15 protein-coding genes are annotated in these 22,483 nt (G+C 54.5%); 8 read left to right on the top strand and 7 right to left on the bottom strand.

Translation table 11 applies throughout. The features are described 5' to 3' along the window. Positions 1–318: 318 nt before the first annotated feature. The 4 genes from C8N40_RS12320 to C8N40_RS12305 all read right to left on the bottom strand — a co-directional run bounded on the left by C8N40_RS12320 (position 319) and on the right by C8N40_RS12305 (position 4,510). Entirely contained in the window at positions 319–1,218 is a 900-nt protein-coding gene (locus tag C8N40_RS12320; protein ID WP_108212049.1) for a flavin reductase family protein, read from the bottom strand. A gap of 142 nt (positions 1,219–1,360) precedes the next feature. Continuing rightward, a complete protein-coding gene (gene fahA / locus C8N40_RS12315; protein WP_211318098.1) occupies positions 1,361–2,632 on the bottom strand; it encodes a fumarylacetoacetase in 1,272 nt (423 codons plus the stop codon). Between the two features lie 498 nt (positions 2,633–3,130). After that, entirely contained in the window at positions 3,131–3,400 is a 270-nt protein-coding gene (locus C8N40_RS12310; RefSeq protein ID WP_092099641.1) for a NifU family protein, read from the bottom strand. Between the two features lie 6 nt (positions 3,401–3,406). Next, on the bottom strand, positions 3,407–4,510 hold the full coding sequence (locus C8N40_RS12305; protein WP_108212089.1) for an Mrp/NBP35 family ATP-binding protein: 1,104 nt from the start codon (positions 4,508–4,510) through the stop codon (positions 3,407–3,409). A gap of 142 nt (positions 4,511–4,652) precedes the next feature. On the opposite strand from C8N40_RS12305, the gene C8N40_RS12300 reads away from it, so the two are divergent. Then, complete coding sequence (locus C8N40_RS12300) at positions 4,653–5,180, top strand: O-acetyl-ADP-ribose deacetylase (protein WP_211318097.1); 528 nt, start codon at positions 4,653–4,655, stop codon at positions 5,178–5,180. A gap of 600 nt (positions 5,181–5,780) precedes the next feature. Here C8N40_RS12300 and C8N40_RS12295 read toward each other — a convergent pair. Together C8N40_RS12295 and C8N40_RS22445 are read right to left on the bottom strand one after the other, a co-directional pair. After that, the gene (locus C8N40_RS12295; protein ID WP_108212048.1) at positions 5,781–9,719 is read right to left on the bottom strand and encodes a phosphodiester glycosidase family protein; all 3,939 of its coding nucleotides are present in this window, start codon (positions 9,717–9,719) and stop codon (positions 5,781–5,783) included. Between the two features lie 490 nt (positions 9,720–10,209). Continuing rightward, positions 10,210–10,446, bottom strand: coding sequence for a hypothetical protein (locus tag C8N40_RS22445; RefSeq protein ID WP_146173562.1), 237 nt, complete (start codon positions 10,444–10,446; stop codon positions 10,210–10,212). Positions 10,447–10,526: 80 nt separating this feature from the next. On the opposite strand from C8N40_RS22445, the gene dnaG reads away from it, so the two are divergent. The 7 genes from dnaG to C8N40_RS12255 all read left to right on the top strand — a co-directional run bounded on the left by dnaG (position 10,527) and on the right by C8N40_RS12255 (position 20,707). After that, a complete protein-coding gene (gene dnaG, locus C8N40_RS12285; RefSeq protein WP_108212046.1) occupies positions 10,527–12,440 on the top strand; it encodes a DNA primase in 1,914 nt (637 codons plus the stop codon). Between the two features lie 1,007 nt (positions 12,441–13,447). Continuing rightward, positions 13,448–14,695 carry a bifunctional 3,4-dihydroxy-2-butanone-4-phosphate synthase/GTP cyclohydrolase II gene (locus C8N40_RS12280; protein WP_108212045.1) on the top strand — a complete coding sequence of 416 codons (1,248 nt, stop codon included), beginning with the start codon at positions 13,448–13,450 and terminating at the stop codon, positions 14,693–14,695. 279 nt (positions 14,696–14,974) lie between these two features. Continuing rightward, entirely contained in the window at positions 14,975–15,604 is a 630-nt protein-coding gene (locus C8N40_RS12275) for a hypothetical protein (RefSeq protein WP_108212044.1), read from the top strand. Positions 15,605–15,719: 115 nt separating this feature from the next. Next, complete coding sequence (locus C8N40_RS12270) at positions 15,720–16,352, top strand: HAD family hydrolase (RefSeq protein WP_108212043.1); 633 nt, start codon at positions 15,720–15,722, stop codon at positions 16,350–16,352. 192 nt (positions 16,353–16,544) lie between these two features. Continuing rightward, positions 16,545–18,254, top strand: a complete 1,710-nt coding sequence (locus C8N40_RS12265; RefSeq protein ID WP_245905098.1) for a cellulase family glycosylhydrolase — start codon at positions 16,545–16,547, stop codon at positions 18,252–18,254. 48 nt (positions 18,255–18,302) lie between these two features. Continuing rightward, positions 18,303–18,908, top strand: a complete 606-nt coding sequence (locus C8N40_RS12260; RefSeq protein ID WP_245905101.1) for a DUF3267 domain-containing protein — start codon at positions 18,303–18,305, stop codon at positions 18,906–18,908. A 314-nt stretch (positions 18,909–19,222) separates the two neighbouring features. Then, positions 19,223–20,707, top strand: coding sequence for a S10 family peptidase (locus C8N40_RS12255; RefSeq protein WP_108212040.1), 1,485 nt, complete (start codon positions 19,223–19,225; stop codon positions 20,705–20,707). Between the two features lie 183 nt (positions 20,708–20,890). Here the strand turns inward: C8N40_RS12255 and C8N40_RS12250 are convergent, their stop codons facing one another. Beyond that, positions 20,891–22,360 (bottom strand): PQQ-dependent sugar dehydrogenase, encoded by a 1,470-nt coding sequence (locus C8N40_RS12250; protein WP_108212039.1) that lies wholly within the window; start codon positions 22,358–22,360, stop codon positions 20,891–20,893. Positions 22,361–22,483 lie beyond the last annotated feature (123 nt).

Below are 22,483 nucleotides of genomic sequence, written 5' to 3'. Positions count from 1 at the left end.
AAGCGTCCACGCTCGTGGCCGGCTATCGCGGGCCTGCCCGGAACTGCGCCCGGGACAGGCCAGCCCAGTCGGATTACAAATCCGACCTCATAACAAGTCACGGGTTGCCCTGTCCCGAAGCATTTCGGGGAAACCCGCGCCAGCAAGTGAATTATACATGGAGCTAAGTTCCCCCTTTGAAGGGGGTAGGGGGATGTTAATCGGCTGCAGCTGATTCTCTTCTTGTGGACTGGCCAAAACGGGAGTTTTGAGCTAGCGAGCGCAGCTCTTAGGAGTCGGTTTATACCTTCATCATAGCAGTAAATTACTGCTTAAGGTTTATACTTTGCCACTCAACAGCAGTACCTTCCAGGCCATCTCCACCTGATTATCTTCCAACAGTTTTTTACCTAATAACTCCAGCTCCTGACGTAGCCTGCCTGCATCACTTTTATACTTACTCAAAGTATAACTTACCAGCGGATCAGCTTTTATACTTTCTACTTCCTCCTCCGAAGGAATAGACTCCGAATTAGCAAGGCGAGCCAGGTTATTGCCTGTAAGTATAGAACTGGAGCGGATAAAGCCCGGAAGCTGATCAAAGCCAATGCCCTTGTTGCGTATCGGCTTAGGCAGTTCAAAGATACAATCTCCGTTGGCTCTCAGGTAATAGTCGCCACCCATTCGGGCTACGGCGTCAAGCTTGAACGGGTCTATCTTGCCATTCTCGTCCAGGATTTCCTCCTTAACATGTATCAAGAGCACCTCACAGATAACAAGGTTCCCAGCACCTCCCTCGGGACCTAAGCTGATTACTTCGTTTACTTTACACTCGAATGCAACAGGAGCTTCCTTTACGCGCGGGGGCTGTACCATCACAGAGGGCTCCGGTGTGAGGCCCGATTTGATAAATTCGTTTATGCCGCGGTCATACTCGGTGCTGGCCAGCGACATTTGCTCCACAATATCAAAGTTGGCAATGTTGATGACCACCTCCTTTGTCTCAAGCACATTCTCCAAAGTATGCTTGCCGGTATTATCGCGCACGCGGCGGGCAGGGGAAAACACCAGAATAGGAGGCTTGGCGCTGAACACGTTGAAGAAGCTGAACGGGCTCAGGTTCACGTTTCCCTCCCGGTCGGTGGTGCTGGCAAAAGCGATGGGGCGCGGGGCGATGGCACCCAGCAAAAGCGCGTGTACTTCCGCCGTTTTTACCTCCTGTGGGTTTATCGTCAACATGGAAAGTTTAGGAGTTTAAGAGTTTGGGAGTTGAGGAGCTAGAGAGTTAGAAGTTAAAGAGTTAGAAAGTTAGAAAGTTTAGGGACTTAGTAACCATCAACTAACAACCAACATCTAATAACGAACAACTAAAAACTATTAATTAAACAGCCGGCAGCACCTTCGTTCTCACCTCGCTGAAGCCGATGCGGATGCCATTTCGCTCGGCGTGTCCGCGCATGATAACGGTATCGCCATCGTTGATGAACTTGCGTTCGGAGCCGTCGGAGAGTTTGAGCGGGTTGGTGCCACGCCAGGTAAGCTCCAGCATAGAGCCATAGGAGTCCTTCTCGGAGCCGCTGATTGTGCCTGATGCATACATGTCGCCTACCTGGATGTTGCAGCCGTTGCTACTCTGGTGGGCCAGCTGCTGGTTCATGTTCCAGTACATGTACCGGTAGTTGGAGCGGCAGATACTGTTTTCCTCACCGCCTTCCGGCTGCAGCAGCACTTCCAGTTTAATATCGTAGTTGCGGTTGCCCGTAAACTCCAGGTAAGGCAGTGGCCTGGGGTCCTGCACCGGCCCTTTTACGCGGAATGGCTCCAGGGCATCCAGCGTGACCACCCACGGAGAGACAGACGAGGCAAAGCTTTTAGCCAGGAACGGCCCCAGCGGCACGTACTCCCAGGTTTGGATATCGCGGGCAGACCAGTCGTTGAACAGCACCAGGCCGAAGATATAGTCATCCGCCTCGTTAGGGCTTATACTTTCTCCCAGCTCGGTTTCGCGGCCGGTGATGAAGGCTACCTCCAGTTCAAAGTCCAGCAGCCGTGTAGGGCCAAAAGTTGGTGCTTCGGCATCCGGAGCCTTGGTTTGCCCTTTAGGGCGGTAAATATCGGTGCCTGACACGACGATGGAAGAGGCGCGCCCATGGTAGCCTATCGGAATGTGCTTCCAATTCGGCAGCAGGGCATTCTTTGGGTCGCGGAACATGGTGCCCACGTTGGTGGCATGCTCGATACTGGAGTAGAAATCGGTGTAGTTGCCAACCTTTACGGGCATCAGCATTTCGGCTTCGCTCTGCTTTACCAGCACGGCACGGATCAGGTTGCTGTTGCCGCTGATCTCGTCGTTGTCGTTGCGTAGCAGCTCAGACACCCGGTTGCGCACCGCCCGCCAGATGGGTTTACCCAAGGCGATAAAATCGTTGAGGTAGGGACGGTGGAATACGTTAGGGTCCAGGTCGATGAGCTCAAAGAAATCGCGGCGGCCCAGCTCACAAAGGTCCAGGATATACTCGCCTATGGCCACACCTAGGCGCGGGTCGCGGTTGGGGGCGCGGAAAATACCAAAGGGCAGGTTCTGAATAGGGAAATCACTTTTAGCGTCTATCTCAATCCAGGAATGCAGCGAAGGGTCGTTGGCTCTTATCATGTGCAGGTCAGTTCTGGTTAGCTATAGTACAAATATAGCTTTTTTGCCCACCTGTATGCATGGGAACGGCCGATTTTATACTTGCCTGCAACAGAGGTGGGAGCTGTGGCTGATTTATACTTTGGAGCAAGGCAGGAGGCTTATCCTATCCCATATCTTTTTCAGATTTGGCTCTTTTGAGATATCCAGAGCCAAGCGCAATAAGGAACTATCCCCTTGAGGACAAGTGAGAACGGGAGTTCGCCGTTTGCGGGCTTCGCTCAATAGGGGTGTTTACACCTGCTTGCACACCCATTTCTGCCCACACAAGGGCCCCGCTCCGTAGCTTTACACCCCTGTAGTCCCCTCAAGGGGACAATTCTCCTAAATAAGGGCTTTTTCCAGAAAAGATATGGGGCAGGAGGTGGCGGCAAAGTATAAAAGAAGGGAAACAGAAAGGGTGTAGCTACTGCTGCAGCCACACCCCTCATTATACTTTAAAATTATGCGTTGCTTGTGTTACAGCTCTGTAGGAGCCACGTTAACGGCCTCTACGGCCTTGATTTCAGGAACCGCTCTGAGTACCGATTGCTCCACGCCTGCCTTCAGCGTCATGGTGGACATAGGACAGGTACCGCAGGCGCCCAATAACTCCAGGCGCAGCACCATCTCGTCTGTAACCTCCAGCACCTTCACGTTTCCTCCGTCAGCCTCCAGGTAAGGCCGAATCTGGTCGAGGGCCGATTCGATGCGAAGCAGGAAATCCTGATCTATGTTTGTGGCTGCCATATATTCTTAGCTTTTGATTTCTACTGGTTTAGTCTTGGCCAGGGTAGCGTTGCGTACCGATACCTGCTGGGCCACGGCCTGCGCCAACTCCTTGAAAACACCACTGGCCGGAGAATCGTTCTGCATCACCACCGGGGTTCCGGCGTCGCCGCTCTCGCGGATGCTCTGCACGATTGGCACCTGGCCCAGCAACGTTACGTCAAACTTCTCGGCAAGTGCCTTGCCACCGCCCTCCCCGAAGATATAGTATTTGTTCTCCGGAAGCTCGGCAGGTGTAAAATACGCCATATTTTCCACAACGCCCAAAACCGGCACGTTTATCTGCGGCTGGCGGAACATCTGCAGGCCACGCACGGCATCGGCCAGGGCCACTTTCTGCGGCGTCGTCACGATCACAGCGCCGGTTACCGGCAGGGCCTGTACCATGGTCAGGTGAATGTCGGAGGTTCCCGGAGGCAGGTCCAGCAGCAGGTAGTCCAGCTCGCCCCACTCCACATCAGAAATAAACTGACGCAGCGCAGAGCTGGCCATCGGGCCTCTCCAAACCACCGCGCCATCGGCAGGCGTCAGGAAGCCGATGGACATCATTTTCACGCCATACTTCTCTACCGGCTGGATATAGTTCTTGCCGTGATCACCCTGCACCATAAGGGGGCGATCCTGCTCGGCACCAAACATGGTGGGGATAGAAGGACCGGAAATATCGGCGTCGATGAGGCCTACGCGGGCACCGCTCTGCGCCAGGGCAATGGCCAGGTTGGAAGTAACGGTAGACTTGCCCACACCGCCTTTACCGGAAGCCACGGCAATAATGTTTTTCACGCCGTTCAGCACTTCGGAGGTATCGCCACGGCCGGAGGTCACGCGCGAGGTCATGTTCACGGTTACGTCGGCCTCTTTGTCCACCATGGCATGCACAGCGTTCACGCAGGCGTTGCGGATTAAGTCCTTGAGCGGGCAGGCAGGCGTGGTCAGGATTACGGTGAGACTCACGTTTTTGCCATCCACTTGCACATCCTCAATCATGTTGAGCGTCACCAAGTCTTTGCCCAGATCCGGCTCCTCCACGTAGCTGAGGGCTTTTAGTATATCTTCTTTTGTGATTGCCATAATTTTTGTATTGTATGCCCGCAAAGATACGAACAAATCTTCCTCCTTAAAAGGCAAACTATACAGTTGCAACAAGTATAAGCCAGTAATAGTTTTAGAGTTAGGAGGAACCGCGAGGTTATACCTGAGCAAAGTATAAAATATGGAAAAAACAGTGATTGAAGTACAGCAAGGCGACATTACCAAAGTGGCGGTTGACGCCATTGTAAACGCAGCGAACAACAGCCTGCTGGGTGGGGGAGGCGTGGATGGGGCCATCCACCGCGCCGGCGGACCGGACATTCTGGAGGAGTGCCGCCAGATACGCGCCCGGCAGGGAGGCTGCCCGACCGGTGAGGCCGTTATCACCACTGCAGGCAGGCTGCCTGCCAAGTATGTGATCCACACGGTCGGCCCTATCTGGGATGGCGGGCAGAAAGGAGAGCCCGGTTTGCTGGCTAGCTGCTACCGCAACAGCCTGAAACTGGCCCAGGAGCATGGTGTGCAAAGTATAGCCTTCCCCAACATCAGCACGGGCGTGTACGGCTACCCCAAGGATAAGGCCGCAAAGGTGGCGGTAGAAACGGTAAAATCATACTTACAGGAACAGGCGACAAGTATAAAGCAAGTGGTTTTTGTGTGTTTTGATGAGGAGAATTATGAGCTGTATCAGAGGTTGTTACAGGGGTAGTTTAATGATTGGTGTAAGCTCCGCTGGCGCGAGTTTGCAAACCGTGCCTACCTATGGTGTTGGGTTTGCAACCCAACTGGCTTGAAAAGCCATACTTATACTTCAGCTATACTCTATACTTTTCTGGCGCAAGCGTCCGCTTGTGCCACTATTAGCCACTGCTTCCTTCTACTTGACACAAGCATCCTTGCTAGCCGCCGTTCATCCTCCAGGTTTACATACCTATCGTTTCATCTCTTGCTTGGCTCCCTCCCAAGCCGGGAGGCCTCGCCTTGGGGGTAGGGGCCCTCGATAAGGGCATCGCGCTGCTTTCGCTTCCTGCCCACGTGCCCCGGGCTGCCGCTCGTCACCGGAACCTCTAGAGGCGCTCTTGGGGAAACCCCCACCCAAAGGCTGGGAACAGCTTTCGATAGCCGTCGCTTATGCTGTCATCTCGACCTTTGGGAGAGATCTATTTAAGATTCCAGCCAGATCTCTCGCCCTGCTCGAGATGACAGGAGGAGTAGCAGAAATCCCTCCCCTGTTCTTAGGGGAGGGTTAGGGTGGGGTTAATTTTCAGCCAGGGGGTGCTTGGATTTAGTACCGCATAATTAAAGTTTCTTACCTCTTCTTACGCCTCCTTTCCTCCACCTCAGGTGCAGCCGCATTGATACTTTGCACCTCCCCGGCAGCATTACCAACTGTGGCAGCCTCACTTTCCTCTTCCAATACATACTTGTAAAAACCGCCGCCCTTGTCCCAGCTGCAGAAGATTAGCGTTTTGCCATCGGGCGATACACCCAGGCCGCGGGCTTCGGCACCGTCTAACTCAGGTAGCTCCAGCGTCCACATTTTCTTGTTTTGCTCGTCGCGGAAGTGGAAAGTGGCAGGCACTACGCCGCTGGCGCGTACCGCTGTCCAGAGGGTGTTGATGGGCCCTATTTCGATGGCGTTGCAGCCGGCAGCAATGCTGGTGATGTTCTCCTGTTGTTTATACTTCACTCCATCCTGACCGGTATATACCTGGATGTAGGGGCTTCCGGAGTTGGGGAAGTAGAGCGTTTTGCCGTCGGGCGTCATGGTGAATTCACGGGACAGAATGCGCTCCGGCAATTCAATAGTGCGAACCAGATCGAACGTATGGGGCTCCTTTTCGCTCTGCTTGATCACGTAATTCGGGTCCTCCCCAAACAGCGACATGGCATAGATCTCTCCTTTGTCGTTGATGCGGGGTGTGAGAATAGCCCTGCCCCCGGCCGGCACCTCCCAGGCTGCAATGCCGGCGCCAGTAGCAGCATCAATTTTTAATACATGCCTGTTGCGCGCTATCAGGATGTGGCCGTCTGCATCCATGCTTACTCCGCTGATATTCCTGAGATTATACTCCTGTCCGTTTACCGTTACCTTTTCCAGCGGTGAGAAAGGCGCATCAGAACCATCTGCATTTTTAACTTGCAGCGTGCCGCTATAGCTGGCCAGCCAGAGCTTGCCCTGCTTATCCCATTTGGCGCCATAGCCGGCACCGTCCGCTATTTTGCCCTCCAGTTTATAATTCGGAGCAGGAACCTCCACTAAATCCTCCAATGGTTCGTTGCTCTTCATGAGCCTGAAGGCCTGTGCCAGACCATAGGTGACGTGCTTGCCGTCGGAGGCGACGATGCGGTGGTAGAATGTGATAGCCTCGCCTTCCGCCGCATTTTGCAGCAGCGCATACCAGTCCTGCTCGCGCAGTTTTATACTTGCCACGCGGCCGGTGCTCTTTTGCAAGAGTATACTTCGGAAAGCCTCGTCGGAAGCCAGCTGGTACGTATAGGATACAATGTCGCCATCAGGTTCAATGGCCTTATCCCACTTCACGCTGTAGAGCGCCTCTGTATCGCGCACCGCGTACACGTTGCGACTGTTGTGCGAACTCACGGCCACGGCCGCCGGTGCCTGGTTGGCAGCAGGGTATAGCTGCGCCCTCAGCTCGCTACTTGGGTTTTTGTCTGTTTTAATGCGGATGTGGAAGGCCCCCACCGACAGCAGTTCTTCGAAGCCGGCTGGCATAGCCATACTTCCGCTGAAGCTGCCCTTGCGCCCATTTCTCGACTTTACCTTCAGCTTTAGCACCTCTTGGCCTGCCTCTGTGTGGCGACCACGGTAAAGGGCAATGGCGGCTACTTTATCTTGCAACCCGCTGAACTTACCACTAACGTATACTTTGTCATTGCGCACCTGTACCTCCGCCGAGCTGCTGCCAGCTGCCTGTTGAGCAGTAGGCTGGTGGAAAGCGGAGAAGGTGCCGGAAGCCTTGCCTGCTATACTCACATCGCGCCGGATGAGGTAGCCGTTCACGCTCTCAATAAACTGCGGCAACACCTTCTCGTCAAACACCACCATATCCTCAGAGGCCTTTTTGCCTATATCGTAGGTCGTGTAAATAACTGCATCCTGGTCGTAGAAAATGTCTACCAGGGTAATGGTGTTCACAGGGGCTTTATCCAGCGTGAGCCAGGAGCGCGGACCGGAGCCGACGGCACCGGCGTTGAGCAACTCCAGGTTGCCACGCTTGCCAGGGTAGTAGGCGTGCTGGTGCCCGCTGATGTAGGTATGCACTTTATACTTTTCGAGCAGCTGTTGCAGCTTCTCGGGATTATTCAGCAGGTTCCCCTTGGAGTCGCGCTCCTGCGCCACGGCGTAGAGCGGCATGTGGCCCAGCACAAATCTATACTTCGCTCCCTGGGCCTCCGGTCTGGCAAACTGCGCCTCCATCCAGGCAAGGTTCTCCTCCGTTATCTCCGGTGAGGAAGCCTCCCAGGATACAAAGAAGGCATCGCCGTGCACAAACGAATAATAGTAGGGGAAGTGGCTTTTGTCGATAAATTTGAGGTTGGGCAGGTGCTCGGGCTTGGTCCAGTACGAGCCGGCGGCGTTACGTTCTAGGGCAAAAGAGCGGGAGCCGTCGTGGTTGCCCAGCGTGAAGGCAAAGGGGATGTTGGCCTTGCGCAAGGGAGCGGCGATGTGGGTATCAAAGCCACGCCACATTTTCTCCAAAGTTTCCGCTTCCGACACACCCTGACCGGCCACCATGTCGCCACCACACACGACCAGGTCCGGTTGCCAGATGCGCGGGATGCGCTGCATGATGCTGTCTACCTGCCATTCGTAGGTAGCCGCACCCAGACCGGAGTTCAGGTCGCTGATGACGGCCAGGCGCAGGTCGCCACGGCGCGCGGGCAGCTGCGGGAATTTCTCGATGGCCACCAGACGCACGGCATCGGCCACTACTTTCCTGCCTTCGCCTTGGCCTAAAAGCTCCAGGTAATCTCCGGGACCAAGTATAAAATTGCCCAGCACGTTCCAGCGGCCGCTGGTAGCGAAGGTTTTCTGGTTGACATACAGCGTATCGGATTTGCCGCTATGGTGCAGCACGTACGGTACATTCCGGGCATTGCTGGCCGTGTCCACCGTCCACCAGGTGGCGAGCTGGTATTTGCCTCTGGCTATACTTTTAAAATGATACCTTGCTTTGTTATAGGCGCTTCCGGCAGAGGCCTGGCGCGATAGTGTAGCACCGTAGTAGCTGGCGTGGTTGGTGTTGCGCCAGAGGCCGTATTCGGTGTAGTGATCGCTGTCGGTATCGATGTAGGTGATGTCGCGCACCGGCCTTGCCTGCTGTTCGGTCAGCACCAGTGCGTTGGCATTCTTGCGAAGGCTGTTGCGGTTGCCGTTGGGCACGTCTGTCGGAATATTAACCACTTCGCTGGCTGCTACCATGGCCGAGGAGCCGCCCCCGTCGAGGTTCACTGCCTCCACGCAGCCCAGGTCGTGCATTATTTTAGCTAACTCCAGGATAGTCGCGCCGGCACTCGCTCCCTGGCGGCCGTCTACCACCAGCATCACCAAAGTATGTTCATCGGGGTAACCGATAGCCGTGCGCGGGTGCCGGGCCAGGTGAGCGGCGCCAAAACCTTCTATAGGCCCCACATCCACTACCTTACCCTGCTTTACCAACATCGGTCCGCCGCCAACAGCCTGCTCAGGCAACCAAAGCTTGCCTGTCTTGGCAGTTGGTTCAGGCTTACCCGGTTGGCTGGGATGGCTATACTTGTAGATCAGGTTCTCCAACGGGCTATGCGTCCAGGCAATCTCAGGTTTGCCGTTGACCATGCCAAAAGCGCCACGCGTTTGCACGCCGCTCTTCGATTTGAAAACGCCTGGTTCAATAAGCTCTCCGTCCGAAATATAGAGGCTCACCGACCTTGTCGCAGCGAAGTAACCGCCGTTGATGGCCAGTATGGCGTCATTATCCTGGTAATGCTCCAGCGTGGTTTGCCGGTTAGTTGGGTCCCCGACGGCTCGTAGCTTCAGGTTCTTATCGCGCAAATCCACCCGGGCATACATGGCCCGTATGGGTGCCCCGTCGCTCAGCGTGCTGTTGGTTTCGTATACTTTGATGGAGGCAGGCAATAGGATGTTCAGGTCCTCGCGCGGCTCCCAGGTGAGTTTCTGCGCCTGTAAAGCCGAAGCGAGGAGTAGAAGTATAAATGATGCAAGCAGGGTAAAGCAATTCTTCATAGGGTGATAGTCAGAGGAATAATGTCAAAAATAAGGGTTTCTCTATACTTTACATGCTAAACATTGATTTTGTGCTTGTAACACCGGATCCAACCACCCCTAGCCCCTCCTTGTCTAAGGCGGGGAGCCTGTCATTACTTCTGCTGAGGTATAAGTATTATTGCTGCTGTCTGTGCAAAGTATAAACTTGGCAGGCGATTACACCCCTGTAGTCCCCTCAAGGGGACAGTCTGTACTTGTTGCATAGCAAAGGCCGTGGCTATCGAGTTTGTTCCCAGCCTTTGGGTTGAGCGCCTTGTAGATATCCGGTGCCCGCAAAGGGCATGCCGTGCGGAAGCGAGGCAAGGAGGGAACACAGCGCGATGCCCGAAGGCGGGGCCTCCCGGCCTGGGAGGGCAGAAAGCTAGAGGTGAAACTGTAGCTGATGTAAGGCTGGAGGATGAACGGAGGCTAGAAAGAACAGCTTGCTTTAAGATGCAGGAAGCGGCGGCTAAGGCACAAGCGGAAGCTTGCGCCAGAGAAAGTATAAACCGGGAAGTATAAATGTATGACTGCTGCGGATTTGGAAATCCGCAGCAGCATTGGTTCCGGACAAGGATGTCCGGAACAGCGGGAATAGATCAAATATAAAAGTATAGCAGAAGTATAAACTCCTGGTTATCCATTCATCCTGAAAATCCTGATTCAGACAAGTATGAAAGTATAGCTCGATTATGCGCATAGCCATCAAGCCAGCCGCGTTGCAAAAATCAGGTAATCAAAATCCAACAGAACCCTTATCTTTGTCATCCCCTAATACCTTTGCCCATGTCCCTCATCCCGAAAGAAATAGTTGACCAGGTTATTGCCCAGGCCGATATTACGGAGGTGGTAGGCGATTTTGTGTCGCTCAAGAAGAAGGGACAGAACATGTGGGCCTGCTGCCCCTTTCACCACGAGAAATCCCCCTCTTTCTCTGTTTCCCCGGCCAAGGGCATTTACAAGTGCTTTGGCTGTGGCAAGGCGGGCAACTCGGTGCAGTTTATCATGGACATCGAGGGCACCAGCTTCCCTGAGGCGATTAAGTACCTGGCCAAGAAGTATCAGATTGAGGTACCCGAGGAGCAGCACGACCCGGAGTACGCCAAGGAGCAGAGCGAGCGCGACAGCCTGTTTATCGTGTCGGACTTTGCCGCCAAGCATTATGTGCAGCGCCTGCACGGACATGAGCAGGGGGCGATCGGCCAGTCATACTTAAAGCAACGCGGCCTGAGTGCTGCCACCATTAAAAAATTCGAACTGGGCTATAGTTTGGATGAGTGGACTGACCTGACCGACACGGCGCTGAAGGCGGGCTATAAGCAGCAATACCTCGAAGCTACGGGCCTTACGATTGCGCGGGAAGACGGCAAGAAGTATGACCGCTTCCGCGGCCGCGTGATGTTTCCGATCCACAACGTGTCGGGGCGCGTGGTAGGCTTTGGCGCCCGTACCCTTAAATCCAACGACAAGAAAAGCCCCAAATACCTCAACTCTCCGGAGTCTGAGATCTACCACAAGAGCAACGTGCTCTACGGGTTGTTTCAGGCAAAGCAGGCTATGCGCATGCAGGACATGTGCTACATGGTGGAGGGTTACCTGGACGTGCTCTCGCTGCACCAGGGCGGCATTGAGAATGTGGTGGCCTCTTCCGGAACCTCGCTTACCGAAGGGCAGATAAAGCTCATCTCGCGTTATACCCAGAACATCACCGTCCTCTACGACGGCGACGCGGCCGGTATAAAGGCCTCTTTGCGTGGTATCGACCTGATTCTGGAGCAGGGCCTGAACGTGAACGTGGTCACCTTTCCGGGAGGAGAAGACCCGGATTCCTACATTCAGAAAGTAGGCGACACAGCCTTTAAGGCCTACCTGCAGGAACATGCCCAGGATTTCATCTCTTTTAAAACCAGTCTCTACGCGGAGGAGGCTGCCGGCAACCCGGTAAAAAAGGCCGAGGCCATTAAGGAGATCGTGGCCTCCATCTCTAAAATACCGGATGCAATCAAGCGCACGGTGTTCTTCCGCAGCTGCAGCCTTATTTTCGACATCGATGAGCAGGTGCTCATATCGGAGTACAACAAGTTGCACCTGCAGGGGCGGCACCAACAGCACAAAACCGGCAGCCCGGAGCTTGATTATGCGCCGCCAGCACCAGAAGAGGAACCGGAAAAGCCTGCCTCCGATGCCGATGTGCTGCAGCGCTATGAGCGGGAGATTGTGCGCATGCTGCTCAACTACCCCGACCGCCTGCTCGACGATGGCCTGACAACCTGCCAGTACATGCTCGAGCAGCTCGAAGATATCGAGTTCCGCTCCCCGCTCTACAAGCGCTTCGTGGATGTGGTAGCCGACAAACTCAGCCAGGGCGTTGTGCCGGTGGCAGAGGACTTCATCAATTTTCCCGACGAGCAGATTCGTACGGAAGCCATTCACCTGCTCTCCGACCCTTATGAGCTTAGCCCGAATTGGGCCACGCACCAGATCTTTGTTCCCCATGAAACAGACCTGCTGCCCTACGGCACGGAGCGCGCCGTACTCCGCCTCAAGTTCGTGTACCTGAAACTGATGATAGACGAGGAGACTCAGAAACTGAAGCTGGTAACCGACCCGCAGGAGCAGGTTAACCGCCTAGTAACCGTCATGAACCTGAAGAAGCTCCACAAGCAGATCGGCGATATGCTGGGGATCGTGGTGTTTTAGTTTGACAACTATCCAGTCCTTGTTAAGGATATCAGAGACTTATACTTGTAATGCCGGGTCCAACCACCCCTGGCCCCTCCTTAGCCAAGGAGGGGAGCTCTGTTATTACTTTGGCTGAAGTATAAGTTTTATATTTGCTGTCCTTGCGCGGACAGGTCGCGACCTGTCCCTACAAAGTATAAACCCACCCCTAAGAGCTGCGCTCGCTAGCTCAAAACTCCCGTTTTGGCCAGTCCACAAGAGGGGAATTTATACTTACTACTTTCACTGTCATCTCGAGCTGAGCGAGAGATCTGGCTGGAATTCTAATCAGATCTCTCCTATAGGTCGAGATGACAGCGTGGGGCAGTGGCTATCGAACTTCTTCCCAGCCTTTGGGTTGAGCGCCTTGTGGATGTTGGGGTGCCCGTAGGGCAGCCCGCAGCGGAGCGAGGAGCAGCTTCAGGCACACCGCGCGATGCCCGAAGGCGAGGGCCCCTACCCCCAAGGCGAGGCCTCCCAGCCTAGGAGGGAGCCAAGTTGGAGATGCAACGAGACGTTTGTGCGAACTAAAGGATAAACTGAGGCTAGAAAGGATAGCTTGGTTCAGGTTGAGGGAAGCGGCGGCTATGGAAGTATAGCAGCAAGTGTAAAAAGACACGGGCTGCGAACTCACGCCGGCGAAAGTATAAACCAGCTAGTATAAAAGTATAGCTGCAAGTATATCAGCACTGTCGAAGTATAAAGTATGGCTTTTCAAGCCAGTTGGGTTGCCCCCCCCGCCAGCAAGGGTTGCAATCTCGCCTCAGCGGAGAAAAGTAGCTGCTCAGGAAAGGTACAAGCAGATGCTGACGCCAGCAATTGTATGAAGTCTGAACCTGAAATCCCCGCCGTCTTCAACTAATTCCCACCCAAAACTGTTATCAGATAAAATAGCCGGATTGAAGGATAATCTTTATATTTTTGTACAGCTTTAAGACAGATTAACAGTCCTGCACCTCTTAGGGGCGGGTAATAAAGTAGAATATATGGAAATCAATACAACGGGTGATATCAGGCCCCTTGACAGCATCGAGTCTGCTATTGAGGACATACGCCAGGGCAAGGTGGTGATTGTGGTGGACGACGACGACCGCGAGAACGAAGGCGATTTTGTCTGTGCCGCCGAGAAGATTACCCCCGAAATCGTAAACTTCATGGCTACCCACGGGCGAGGCCTAATCTGCGCGCCGCTCACCGAGGAGCGCTGCGATGAGCTGGGGCTGGAGCTGATGGTAGGCCGCAACACGGCCCTGCATGCTACCCCTTTCACCGTGTCGGTGGACCTGATTGGGCATGGTTGTACTACAGGCATCTCCGCCTCCGATCGTGCCAAAACCATACAGGCGCTTGTTGATCCGAACACTGATCCGGAGTCACTGGGTAAGCCGGGGCACATTTTCCCGCTCAAAGCCAAGAAAGAGGGCGTGTTGCGCCGCGCCGGCCACACAGAGGCCGCCGTGGACCTGGCTCGCCTGGCCGGATTGGCGCCTGCAGGGGTGCTGGTCGAGATCATGAACGAGGATGGCTCCATGGCCCGTGTGCCCGACCTGGTGAAAGTGGCTGAGCGCTTCAACCTCAAGCTTATCTCCATTAAAGACCTGATTGCGTACCGCCTGAAGAAGGAAAGCCTGATCACCCGCGAGATTGTGGTGCAGATGCCAACAGACTATGGCCTCTTTGACCTGTACGCCTTTACCCAGCGCAGCAACGGTGCCAAGCACCTGGCCCTGGTAAAAGGCACCTGGGAGGAAGGCGAGCCTGTGCTGGTGCGCGTGCACTCCTCCTGCGTTACCGGCGATATCTTCGGCTCCTGCCGTTGCGACTGCGGTCCACAACTGCACGAGGCCATGCGCATGGTAGAGCGAGAGGGTAGGGGCGTGATCGTGTACATGAACCAGGAAGGCCGCGGCATCGGGCTCTTGAACAAGCTCAAAGCCTACAAGCTGCAGGAGCAGGGGCTGGACACCGTGGAGGCCAACCTGGAGCTTGGCTTTGGCATGGATGAGCGCGACTATGGCGTGGGGGCACAGATCCTGCGCGACCTGGGCGTTACCAAAATGCGCCTCATCTCGAATAACCCGCGCAAGCGCACCGGCCTGATGGGCTACGGCCTGGAGGTGGTGGAGCGCGTGCCGATTGAGGTAATGCCAAACGAGCACAACCAGAAGTACCTGACCACCAAGCGCGACAAGCTGGGGCACCTGATCCTGAAGAACATGACGATTGATAAATAACGAATAGTATAGATTTGTACTTGGTAAGAAACCTGCCCGGGTAGCACGCATCTGCTGCCCGGGCAGGTTTTTTTAGTCTTGGGGTAGTTTGCGTAAGGCAATCCGGCAACCTTTCTCTCTGAAAATCATACAAAAAGTATAACTAACTGTTAGTGAGGGTGAAACCGTGCTGTTGATTGCTGATTTTTGTATCTAAATGACTTGAAGTTACTGCCTAAATCTATGAAAAACCATACTTTGTTACTTGCCCTATTCTCTTTCCTTTTACTATTGTTTTGCTTGCCGCCTACAGCAGTACATGCGCAGTACCGCCCAAGTATAGATGTGCAGGAATGGCCTTCGGGCAAAGTTGTACTGGTTTCGGGGGACACGATCTATGGCCCCATTACGTTTTACCGCACCGAGGATGTGGTGAGTGTACTGCATGAGGACGGTTCTAAGAGCCTGTATGCTCCTGTAAACGTGCAATATTTTGTGGCACAGGAAGAACCCAGTGGCCGGGCTTATACGTTCCTCTCGCTCATGTGGAACCTTGGCCGCGATTACACTGATTTTAAGAAGCCCACCTTCTTCGAGCAGCTCAACCAGGGTACCCTCAAACTGATCATGCGGGAGGAGTACCTGCGAAAAGATATGTCTCCAACCTCCCCGATGTACGCCAGCACCCATCTGTACGCCTCCGAGAACTATGTGCCGGGCAGCGAATGGATAGAGTACATCAAGCCGCTGTATTACATTGAGCTTCCGGACGGGGAGATAGTAACCTTGCGGAATGTGAAGCGGGACCTGCACCGGCTGTTCGGCAACAAATCGAGGGAGGTGCGGAAGTATGTGAACGAGAAACGCCTGACCTACGAGAAGCCGCATCACCTCATGGCCATCGTTAACTACTACAACTCGCTTAAATAAGGCTACAAAGAAGTATAAAATAGGGCAGGGAAGTATAAACGCGCCATTTTAGAAGTGACTGGCTATACTTCCCTGGCAAAAGCCTTACCTTTGCCCTATACCCTTAGCTTTACGCATGCCACACACCCGCTACGACAGCCTGATATTCGACCTGGATGGTACCCTCTGGGACTCTACCCAAACCATCGCCGATGCCTGGAACGATGCCTCCTCGCAATTTGATTTTGTAGACCTGCAACTCATCCAACAGGATATCCGCAACATTGCGGGCATGCCCTACGATGAGATTTACCACAAACTTTTTCCGGACCTGAACCTGGAGCAGCGGGAGCAGCTGCAGCGCACGGCGGCAAGGCTGGAGCTGGCGTACCTGCAGGAACGGGGCGGCGAGCTATACCCGCAGCTGCAGGAAACACTCGAGTTGCTGCAAACAGCATACAACCTCTTCATCGTGAGCAACTGCCAGAGCGGCTACATCGAAACCTTTCTGCAGTACTATGGCCTGCAATCTTACTTCACCGACATTGCCTGCTACGGCGACCAAAGCCTGCCCAAAAGCGAGAACATCAGGGCTGTCGTGCAGCGCCACAACCTGCAGCGGCCCGTTTATATCGGCGATACTCAAGGCGATTATGCAGCCAGCGTGCAGGCGGGAGTGCCTTTTATACTTGCCCGCTATGGCTTTGGAAAAGTGGAGGCAGAGGTGCCAGGTATAGACGCCCTGACGGAACTACAGGAACTGGTATAGCATAGGAAGAAACACAGACTGGTTTGCAGGAAAATATTTCATTTAATGCCGGGGCTATGGTATATTAAGAGCATAATCCGGTATACTTTTTCAATCTTTCCTGCAAGCCAGATGATAATAACGCTACTCCGACTCACTCTATGGGCCACCTTCTGCTGCTTAGCCACGACAACGGCCAATAGCCAGGGCTTTTTGAAAACAGAAGGAACAAAAATTGTAAACGAGCGGGGGGAGGAGGTGCTCCTGCGCGGCATGGGCCTGGGCGGCTGGATGCTGCAGGAGGGCTATATGATGCGCACAGGCGATGTGGCCGGGCAGCAGCACGTGCTCAGGGCAAAGATTCAGGAGCTGGTAGGGCCGGAAAGAACGGAGGAGTTTTACAGTGCCTGGCTCGCCAACCATACCCGCAGGATAGACATCGACTCGATGGCGGCCTGGGGCTTTAACTCAGTGCGCCTGGCCATGCACTATAACCTGTATACTTTGCCGGTGGAGCAGGAGCCCGTGAAGGGGCAGAACACCTGGCTGGAGAAGGGCTTTGCCATGACAGACAGCCTGCTGGCCTGGTGCAAGGCCAACAATATGTACCTCATCCTGGACCTGCACGCAGCCCCCGGCGGCCAGGGCAACGACCTCAACATCTCCGACCGCGACCCCGGCAAGCCCTCTTTGTGGGAGAGCGAGGAGAACCAGCAGAAAACAGTGGCGCTGTGGCGCAAGCTGGCCGATCGCTATGCCGATGAGCCTTGGCTAGGCGCCTACGACATCATCAATGAGCCGAACTGGGGCTTTACCAACCCCGAGGATAAGAACGGCTGCAACGAAGAGCAGAATGCACCGCTCCGGAAGCTAATGATGGACATTACGAAAGCCATCCGGGAGGTGGACCAGAAGCACATGATTGTAATAGAAGGCAACTGTTGGGGCAATAACTACAGGGGCGTGCTGCCCACCTGGGACGATAACACGGTGCTCAGTTTTCATAAGTACTGGAACTACAACGACCAGGCCGCCATACAGGGCTGGCTGGACCACCGCGACAAGTATAACGTGCCGGTCTGGCTGGGCGAAACCGGCGAGAACTCCAATGTATGGTTCACGCAAGCCATCAGCCTGGTAGAGCGCAACGGCATCGGCTGGTGCTGGTGGCCCCTGAAAAAGATGGGCTTTAACAATCCGCTGGAGGTGAAAGTAGACCCGGGTTACCAACGTATCCTGGATTACTGGAAAAACAAAGGGCCAAAACCGACTGCCACCGAAGCCTACCAGGCCCTGATGCAGCAGGCCGAAAACACGAAGCTGGAAAACTGCATTTATCATAAGGACGTGGTGGACGCCATGTTCCGCCAGGTGCAAACAACAGAGACGAAGCCTTTTAAAACGCACCAGGTTGCCGCTGGCACTACCCTAAAAGCTGTGGATTACGACCTGGGCCGCAACGGTTATGCCTACTTCGACAAGGACACGGCCAACTACTACATTTCTACCGGCGGCCCCCGCACCCCCTGGAACAAAGGGCATGTTTACCGCAACGACGGGGTGGATATTGAAGCTGGGCAGAGCGGCTTCTATGTGAGCAGTTTTGAAGAAGGGGAGTGGCTGCAGTATACATTGGATGTACCCCAAAAAGGTACTTATAACCTCGTGCTGCAGGTATCGTCTGATACGCAGGGTGGGAAAGTTTCTCTTTCGAATAACGGGGCTGTGGCTGCTGCCGCTGCAGTGGTGCCGAATACCGGCGGGGCGCAGAACTGGCAAGCCATCCGGCTAGCTAAGGTGCCGCTGGTACAGGGCCAGAATGTGCTCCGGATAAAGGCTGATGGCGGCAGTTTCAACCTCGACACCATACATTTCGAAAGCGCCGGCAAAGGGAAAAGCACCCGCCAGAAAACCAAAAGGTAAAAGTGAGGCGGTGGGAGATTTCCTGCTGCCGTAACATCAAAATTGAAAGTGAATTCAGAAGTATACTTACAGAACGAGGCTCTGTACGAAAAGTCGGAACTGACGATGACCGCCGCCGAGGCTAACGTAAAGGCGCTGGTCTTTATGCTGCCTATCCTGGTGCTGTACATGGTGCCCTATGTGCTGCTGTGGCCGGAGCAGTTTAGCTTTCAGGCCATCGAAAGCTTCGTGCTGAAGCAGGGCACGCTGGTGCTGGTTTACCCTTTCCTGATGTTGCTGGTATTTGTGCTGGGCGCGGTGGTGCACGAGCTGCTGCACGGCCTCACCTGGGCGGTGTTCTGCAAAAGTGGGGTTAAGTCGATAAAGTATTGCGTGCACTGGCGCTACCTGACACCCTACTGCCATTGCCAGGAGGTGCTGCCGCTGCGGCCTTACGTGCTGGGCGGTATCATGCCCGGACTGGTGATGGGGCTGCTGCCGGCCCTGGCAGGTATGGTTACCGGTACCTTGCTGCTATTCCTCTTCGGGCTGTTTTTCTCTATTGCCGCCTCCGGTGATTTGCTCGTGCTCTGGATGTTGCGCCACGCTAAGGCTGCGGATTTGGTGCAGGACCACCCGGAGAAAATTGGCTGTTATGTATTCAGTAGAAAGTAGTTGTTATATATACGATTATCAGGTTAATTGTGCGCATCTGCCATGATTTTGCCATCAAACTCACCCCTAGCCCCTCCAAGGAGGGGAATTTACGCTACATGGCAAGTAGGTCCGTTGCGCATAGATGAATCCATAGGGGTATTAGTTACTCGTTATTAGTTACATGCCCTTTAACCTTCTAACTTTCTAACTCCTAAACTCTCTAACTCCTAAACTCCCAAACTATCTATTCCATTTTTTCTATATTGTAGGTTCAACCTGCCGGGCAACCGCTTGGCGGGCTTTTTTTGAATCCATAGTATAAAAAGTAAAAGATGAGAAAGCTTCTGGCACTGGCCCTGCTTCTGGCCGTAGTAGTGCTTCCGGCGGCGGCACAGCGCGCCATCCACCCCGATTCCACCGTAACCACCAAACACCAGGTAACTGTTAAAGGGCAGCGGGTGCCTTATACCGCTACCACCGGCACCCAGCCCGTATGGGACGAAAACGGCAAAACCATCGCCGGCCTGTTTTATACCTACTACGAGCGCTCGGACGAGAAGGACCGCGCCTCGCGCCCTCTGGTAATTTCGTTTAACGGCGGTCCGGGCTCCGCTTCGGTTTGGATGCACATTGCCTATACCGGCCCGCGCCTGCTCAATATTGATGACGAAGGCTACCCGGTGCAGCCTTACGGTTTCCGCGAGAACCCCGAGTCGATTCTGGATGTGGCGGACATCGTGTTTGTGAACCCCGTAAACACTGGCTACTCGCGCATGGCCGAGGGCGTGGACAAGGACAAGCTGAAGGAGAAGTTCTTCGGCGTGCAGGCCGACGTAAAGTACCTGGCCGAGTGGATTAATACTTTTGTAACACGCAAAAGCCGCTGGGCCTCGCCTAAATACCTGATTGGGGAGAGCTACGGCACCACACGCGTGGCGGGCCTGGCGCATGAGTTGCAGAATTCGCACTGGATGTACCTGAACGGGGTTATCCTGGTATCGCCGACGGGGCTGGGCATTGAGCGCAACGGCCCGGTAGATGCGGCGCTGCGCCTGCCATACTTTGTAGCCACAGCCTGGTACCATCAAAAACTGCCGCAAGACCTGCAACAGAAAGACCTGACCGACCTGCTGCCCGAGGTGGAGGAATTCACCATCAACGAGCTTATCCCGGCAATTGCCAGAGGCGGTTTCCTGGAGGAGGCGCAGAAAAAACAGATGGCCGCCAGGATGGCCCGCTACGCCGGCATTTCGGAGCAAAGTATACTGCAGCACAACCTCGACGTGCCGCCGAGCTTTTTCTGGAAAGAGCTGCTCCGCGACCAGGGCTACACCGTTGGCCGCCTCGACTCCCGCTACAAGGGCCTGGACCGTCAGGATGCCGGCGTGCGTCCGGACTTTAACGCCGAGCTAACCTCCTGGCTGCACTCTTTTACGCCGGCCATCAACATGTACCTGCGCGACGAGCTAAAGTATAAGACCGATGTGAAGTATAACATGTTCGGTCCGGTGCACCCGTGGAACAGCAATAACAACAAAACCGGCGAGAACCTGCGCCAGGCCATGGCCCAGAACCCGTACCTGCACGTGCTGTTTCAGGCCGGCTACTACGATGGCGCCACCGACTACTTCAATGCCAAGTATAGCATGTGGCAACTCGACCCCAGCGGCCGCCTGAAAGAACGCCTGAGTTACAAAGGCTACCGCAGCGGCCACATGATGTACCTGCGCAAAGAGGACCTGGTAAAAGCCAACGAGGATATCCGTGAGTTTATCCGCACCTCCACACCGAAGAAAGGCCAGCCGGCGATGTATTAAATTATACTTTGTGGCTTCGGTCCTAAGTATAAATTGTCGGTGATAACGCCTGCTTTGGGAGGAGATGGCAACCTGCCATCACATAAGTGAGTATACGGGCCATCATCTCACCTTAATACAACAAAAGCCGCAGCTACCTATGCGTAGCTGCGGCTTTTATACTTTAGTCAGGCAAGTATAAACTTACTCCACCGGCACCAGCCTGTAAATCGTGCCCGGCGTTTCCACGGCTACGTACAGGTAACCATCCGGTCCCATTTTCACGTCGCGTACGCGCCCGATGTTCTTCAGCAGCTTTTCCTCGCCCAGTACTTTTGTACCATCCATCTTCAGGCGGCTCAGGAATTGAAAGCGCAGGGAGCCTACCATCAGGTCACCTTCCCAGTTTTTATAGCGGCTGCCGGTTACAAAAGCCATCCCCGACGGGCCGATGGAAGGTACCCAGTAGTGCAGCGGCTGCTCCATGCCTTCTTTCTTGGTGAGCTCTGTCAGCACGGTGCCGTTGTAGTTGATGCCGTAGGAAATAATCGGCCAGCCATAATTTTTGGCTTTCTCAGCAATGTTTACCTCGTCGCCGCCGCGCGGGCCGTGCTCGTGCGTCCAGATTTGGCCGGTTTGTGGGTGCAGCACCATCCCCTGTATGTTGCGGTGGCCGTAGGAGAAGGTGCTTGCTACAGCGCCCTGCTTGTTCACAAACGGGTTATCCGAAGGGATGCTGCCATCGTCCTTCACGCGGTGCACCTTGCCGGCGTGGCGCGCCAGGTCCTGCGGGTTCTCATCGTGGTTGCCGCGGTCGCCTACCGAAATGTAGAGATAGCCGTCTTTATCGAACTCCAGGCGGGAGCCATAGTGGTGGCGGGTTCTGCTGTAGGGCAGCGCCTCGAAAATCACCTTCTGCTCCGAAAGCTTCGTGCCATTTAGCTTGGCGCGCATTACCGCGGTGGAGGAGAGGGTTTGGCCGCCTTCTTCCTTCACGGCAGAGTAGGAGAGGTAGATCGTGTTGTTTTTTGCGAAATCAGGATGCAGCTCCACGTCCAGCATACCGCCCTGACCCTGTGCCAGCACTTTCGGAGCGCCTTCTACTTGTTGCAGTTTCCTGTCTTTGGAGAGGCGGAAAAGTTTACCCGAGCGGTCTGTAATCAGCATTTCGCCACCCGGCAGGAAGGCCATACCCCAGGGCACATCCAGGCCTGTTGCTACGGTATCAAGGCGGAACTGCTGCTCTTCTGATTGCTGCACGGCCTCTACAGTTTTCTCATTGCCAAAATCATAGGCTTTGATTCCTTTGATACCCTGCTGAATATAGGCCACCAGCCCGTTTATCTGCTCATCCGAGAACGTCTCGGCAAAGGCTGGCATGCCCTCGTCCGGGTAACCGTGCTTGATAGCCTTGAACAGGTCTTCGTCGGAGCTGCCGTGCTTCCATTTGCGGTCGGCAAAGGCCTCCAGTTCCTCGCCGTGGCAGCCCGAGCAATAGCTGATGTAGGCGGCCTTGGCACCTGCCAAATCAAGTTCCGGGGCAGCAGCGGCCTGCGCGGCACTAGCTATGGCATCGGTCGTGGCGCTGGCGGAGGTAGAGGTGGTGCTGTTGCAGGCACTAAAGCTAAGCAGGGAGGCAGCCAGCAAAGTATACAGATAAGGTGTTTTCTTCATGCGGTTGATTTGTGTCAGCTATATTTCAAAGTATAAATATAGATGTTTGTTGTATATTTTCTCATACGTTGCAGGTAAGTTATTGTAATGCAACCCTTACCGGGCTGCAAGGGTCATCAGGTA

Origin of the sequence: Pontibacter mucosus, from assembly GCF_003054055.1 — a bacterium.
Taxonomy (GTDB): Bacteria; Bacteroidota; Bacteroidia; order Cytophagales; family Hymenobacteraceae; genus Pontibacter; species Pontibacter mucosus.
This window is presented reverse-complemented; position numbering and strand designations above follow the sequence as displayed.

Coding starts and splice junctions, on each gene's coding strand:
- C8N40_RS12250 (WP_108212039.1), bottom strand. CDS start 22,360: ATGAAGAAAACACCTTATCTGTATACTTTGCTGGCTGCCTCCCTGCTT.
- dnaG (WP_108212046.1), top strand. CDS start 10,527: ATGTCCCTCATCCCGAAAGAAATAGTTGACCAGGTTATTGCCCAGGCC.
- C8N40_RS12295 (WP_108212048.1), bottom strand. CDS start 9,719: ATGAAGAATTGCTTTACCCTGCTTGCATCATTTATACTTCTACTCCTC.
- C8N40_RS12255 (WP_108212040.1), top strand. CDS start 19,223: ATGAGAAAGCTTCTGGCACTGGCCCTGCTTCTGGCCGTAGTAGTGCTT.
- C8N40_RS12300 (WP_211318097.1), top strand. CDS start 4,653: ATGGAAAAAACAGTGATTGAAGTACAGCAAGGCGACATTACCAAAGTG.
- C8N40_RS12270 (WP_108212043.1), top strand. CDS start 15,720: ATGCCACACACCCGCTACGACAGCCTGATATTCGACCTGGATGGTACC.
- fahA (WP_211318098.1), bottom strand. CDS start 2,632: ATGATAAGAGCCAACGACCCTTCGCTGCATTCCTGGATTGAGATAGAC.
- C8N40_RS12320 (WP_108212049.1), bottom strand. CDS start 1,218: ATGTTGACGATAAACCCACAGGAGGTAAAAACGGCGGAAGTACACGCG.
- C8N40_RS12310 (WP_092099641.1), bottom strand. CDS start 3,400: ATGGCAGCCACAAACATAGATCAGGATTTCCTGCTTCGCATCGAATCG.
- C8N40_RS12305 (WP_108212089.1), bottom strand. CDS start 4,510: ATGGCAATCACAAAAGAAGATATACTAAAAGCCCTCAGCTACGTGGAG.
- C8N40_RS22445 (WP_146173562.1), bottom strand. CDS start 10,446: ATGGCTATGCGCATAATCGAGCTATACTTTCATACTTGTCTGAATCAG.
- C8N40_RS12280 (WP_108212045.1), top strand. CDS start 13,448: ATGGAAATCAATACAACGGGTGATATCAGGCCCCTTGACAGCATCGAG.